Raw genomic sequence first — 4133 nt, forward strand, 5'->3', positions numbered from 1 at the left:
GTGCGGGCGCGTGGTGGGGGCGCGCGGCGGGGGCCTCCGGTTGCGCGGCCGGGACTTCCGCGACAGAAAGGACCTTGTCTCGGTTAGTGTCACGGATCACACTTGTATGAGAGCGTACGTCCGATAGTGGACCGGTCCGTGCTCCCAGACCGGTGCTGAGGGCATGCTCAGGGGGACCACGAAGACGATCGCGGGGCAGACGTTGGACCAGAGCGGGGCAGGGGCCGCCGCGCCCATGAGCCGTGAAGGCGTCGACCATGCCCTCACGACGCTGCGGGACGAGCGCGACCGCATCTCCTCCTCCCTCCTCGAACTTGAACGGCATCCGGGCGGCCGCCTGCTCAAGGGCGCCCGCCTCACCGGCGAGACGTGGCGCCGCTGGGAGGACGCGCAGGCCCGGCTGGCGACGCTGTGGCGGCTGTTCGACGCCTACCAGCGGGTCCTGGACGCCGCGGGGGAGCTGCGCCGGCAGGCGTCCCGTCCGGACGCGGCGACGCTCATGGAGCTGTCCGGGCTGCTGTCCGGGTTCTCGGTGGAGCCGCCCGACGGGGAGATCCCGCTGGAGCACCGCACCCTGCTCGGCCCGCAGGAGCGCCGCATCACCCTGGACGAGGCGGTCGCGATGATGTCGGACGCCTACGAGTTCGTCGCTGGCGAGATCGCCGCCGCCGACGCCGCCTGGAGCGTGCTGCTGGAGCCGCTGGAGCGGGCCGAGGAGAGCTGGCGGGAGACGGCCCGGCTGGCGCACTCGCTGGACGGCACCCGGCATCCGGAGCTCGACCGGGTCGGACGCGAGCTGACCGCGCTCGGCCGGCTCGTCCGCACCGACCCGCTGTCGCTGGTCAGGGACGGCCGCCCGGACACCGCCCGGCTCGACCGCGTGTGCGCCATACTGACCACGCTCGGCGACGAACTCGCCGGCGTCGCCCGGATGCGCGAGGACTACACCGAACTCGCCGCCCGGGTCACGGTCTCCGTCGAGGAGATCGAGGAGACGGAGCGGCGGGCTCACGACGCCTACGCGACCGCCCTCTCCAAGATCCACTCACCCAACCTCCCGGAACCGGCGCGGGGCCTCGGCACCGCGCTGCGCGACCGGCTCGCCGCGCTGGAGCGGCTGCGCGAGGCCGGCCGCTGGGTCGAGATGGCGGGACGCTTCGCCGAACTCGAACGCGCCGCCGCCGACGCGCTGGAACGGGCGACCGGCGACCTGCGTCTCAGTGCGGGGCTGCTCGACCGGCGGGGCGAGCTACGGGGACGGCTGGAGGCGTACCGGGCCAAGGCCGCGCGGCTCGGCCTGGCCGAGGACGAGCAGCTCACCACGCTGTACGGGGAGGCCCGCGAGGTGCTGTGGACGGCGCCCTGCGACCTGCGCAGGGCGACCACGGTAGTGGCGGAGTACCAGCGAGCGATCAGGGCGTGCGAGAGCGAGACGGGGACCCGGCGATGAACCGATGCACCCAGCCCGGCTGCACAGGCGAGGTGGAGCCGGACGGCTTCTGCAACATCTGCGGCATGGCCCCCGCCGCCGAGCCTCCGTCGTCGCACGGCTCCGCGCCCGCCGACCCGTCCGCAAGTCCGACGCCCGCGAACCCGACGTCCGCGGGCTCAGCGAGTCCGGGCTCCGCCAGTTCCGCCCCTGCGAGCCCGGCCCCTGCGAGCCCGGCGGCCGCGAATCCCGTGGCGGCGAGTGGGGCGCATCCGCCTCGGGCCGCGGTGCCGGTGCGGCCCGCGGCGCCGGTGGCACCCGGGTATCCGGGCGCTTACGGCGGTGCCCCGGGCACGACGCCCGCCGCGTACCCGGCGGGGCAGGCGCCGGTGACGACCGTGGCGCCCGCGGTGACTCCGTCGCCCGCCGGGTCCGGGCCCAGCGGAAGCGGCGGGGCCGGGTCGACGTCCGGCAGCGCGCCGGCGAGCGGGTCGGCGAGCATCGGGTCGGGGTCCGCGCGGACGGCGTCGCGCGGCGGCACCCGCGGGTCGGGCTCCAGCGGCTCGGCCAGGCGCGGGATGCTCGGCGCCGGGCTGGTCGAGGTCCCGCCCGTCCCGGCCCGCGACCCCGCGTCCGCGATCATGGAGAAGCCGGAGGTGCCGGAGAACCGGCGCTACTGCAGCAAGTGCGACGAGAAGGTCGGACGGAGCCGGGGCGGCCGCCCGGGACGCACCGAGGGGTTCTGCCGCAACTGCGGGCACCCGTTCTCGTTCACGCCGAAGCTGCACAAGGGCGAGCTGATCGGCGGGCAGTACGAGGTGCTCGGCTGCCTCGCGCACGGCGGGCTCGGCTGGGTGTACCTGGCCCGCGACCACAACGTCAGCGAGCGCTGGGTCGTCCTGAAGGGCCTGCTCGACACCGGCGACGCCGACTCGCTGGCCGCCGCGACGGCCGAGCGCGCGTTCCTCGCCGAGGTCGAGCACCCCAACATCGTCAAGATCTACAACTTCGTCCGGCACGAGGACTCCGGCTACATCGTCATGGAGTACGTCGGCGGACGGTCGCTGAAGGACATCCTGCTCAGCGCCCGCGAGCAGCACGGCGACCAGGCCGCGCTGCCGCTCGGCCAGGTGATCGCGTACGGCCTGGAGGTGCTGAGCGCCCTCGGCTACCTGCACGGCGTCGGGCTGCTGTACTGCGACTTCAAGCCGGACAACGCCATCCAGTCCGAGGAGCAGCTCAAGCTGATCGACCTCGGCGGCGTCCGGCGCGCCTTCGACGTGGACAGCCCGATCTTCGGCACGCCCGGCTACCAGGGCCCGGAGATCGGCTCGCAGGGCCCGTCGATCACGTCCGACCTCTACACCGTGGGGCGGACGCTCGCCGTCCTCAGCTTCCCGTTCCGCGGCTACACCGGCCGCCACCTGCGGAGCCTGCCGCCCCGCGAGGAGGTGGCGCTCTTCCAGCGGCACGAGTCCTACCACCGGCTGCTGCGCCGCGCCACGCACCCCGACCCGGCCCGGCGGTTCCAGAGCGCCGCCGAGATGGCCGAGCAGCTCACCGGCGTGCTGCGCGAGGTCCTGTCCGCCGAGGACGGACGGCCGCGGCCCGCACCGTCCCCGCTCTTCGGGCCCGAGCAGCAGACGGCCGGCACCGACATCGCCCGCGCCTTGGAGCACACCGGCGCGGCGCCGCCCGTCCTGGCGCCGCTCGAACCGGCCGCCGCCGCGGCGGCGCTGCCCGTCCCGCTCGTGTACGCCTCCGACCCGGCCGCCGCGTTCCTCGCCGGGCTCACCGCCCGCGACCCGGCCGACCTGGCCGCGGCCCTGGCGTCCGCGCCGGTCGCGTCCCGCGAGGTGCGCCTCGCGCTGGTGCGCGTCCGCATCGAGCTGGGCGACCTCGACGGCGCCGCCCGCCTCCTGGAGGACATCGCCGCCGAGGCACCGGACGACTGGCGCGTCGACTGGTACAGGGGCGTCCGCGCGCTCGCCGGCGGACGCGGCACCGAGGCCGTCGCCGTCTTCAACGACCTGTACGACCTCGCGCCCGGCGAGCAGGCGCCGAAGCTGGCGCTCGCCTTCTGCCACGAGACCCTGGACGACATGCCGAGCGCCGGCTACTTCTACGAGACGGTCTGGCGCACCGACCCCACCCATGTCAGCGCCGCGTTCGGGCTGGCCCGCACCCGGATCGCGGCCGGCGACCGGACGGCCGCGGAACGCGTCCTCGACTCGGTGCCCCGCATCTCCAGCCACTACCTGGCCGCGCAGCTCGCCGCCGTCGCGACCACCGTCCGGGGAAGGCGCCCCGCCGAGCTGAACGCGCCCGTCCTCATCGAGGCCGGCCGCCGCCTGTCGTCGCTGCGCCTGGACACCGAGCGATCCGCCGCGTTCGCCGCCGAGGTCCTGGAGGCGGCGCTCACCTGGGTGCGGACCGACCGCGGCCCCGCCCCGCCCGGCGTCCGGCAGCAGATCCTCGACACCGACATGGACGAGCAGGCCCTCCGCAAGAGGCTGGAGGTCACCTACCGCGTCCTCGCCAAGCTCGCCGAAGGCTCCGAGCACCGCCACGCGATGGTCAAACGCGCCAACGCCGTCCGCCCGAGGACGCTCTTCTGACCATGGACGCCGACCAGCACCCCCCACTCACCCTCTGCCGCACCTGCGGCGAGCCCGTCCACGCCCACGACCGCTTCTGCGAGAAA

The 4133-nt window shown here is 75.0% G+C and carries 3 protein-coding genes; 2 read left to right on the plus strand and 1 reads right to left on the minus strand.

The window, feature by feature from the left end:
• Window positions 1-235 precede the first annotated feature (235 nt).
• Window positions 236-1450 (plus strand): hypothetical protein, encoded by a 1215-nt coding sequence (locus E1293_RS45095; protein WP_132206005.1) that lies wholly within the window; start codon window positions 236-238, stop codon window positions 1448-1450.
• 313 nt (window positions 1451-1763) lie between these two features.
• On the opposite strand, the gene E1293_RS50920 is transcribed toward E1293_RS45095, so the two are convergent.
• Window positions 1764-2072, minus strand: a complete 309-nt coding sequence (locus E1293_RS50920; protein WP_424923733.1) for a hypothetical protein — start codon at window positions 2070-2072, stop codon at window positions 1764-1766.
• On the opposite strand from E1293_RS50920, the gene E1293_RS45100 reads away from it, so the two are divergent.
• The gene (locus E1293_RS45100) at window positions 2008-4047 is read left to right on the plus strand and encodes a serine/threonine-protein kinase (RefSeq protein WP_424923732.1); all 2040 of its coding nucleotides are present in this window, start codon (window positions 2008-2010) and stop codon (window positions 4045-4047) included. The two genes, E1293_RS50920 and E1293_RS45100, sit on opposite strands and share 65 nt — an antisense overlap.
• Window positions 4048-4133 lie beyond the last annotated feature (86 nt).

The sequence above is a fragment of the Actinomadura darangshiensis genome (assembly GCF_004349235.1).
Taxonomy (GTDB): Bacteria; Actinomycetota; Actinomycetes; order Streptosporangiales; family Streptosporangiaceae; genus Spirillospora; species Spirillospora darangshiensis.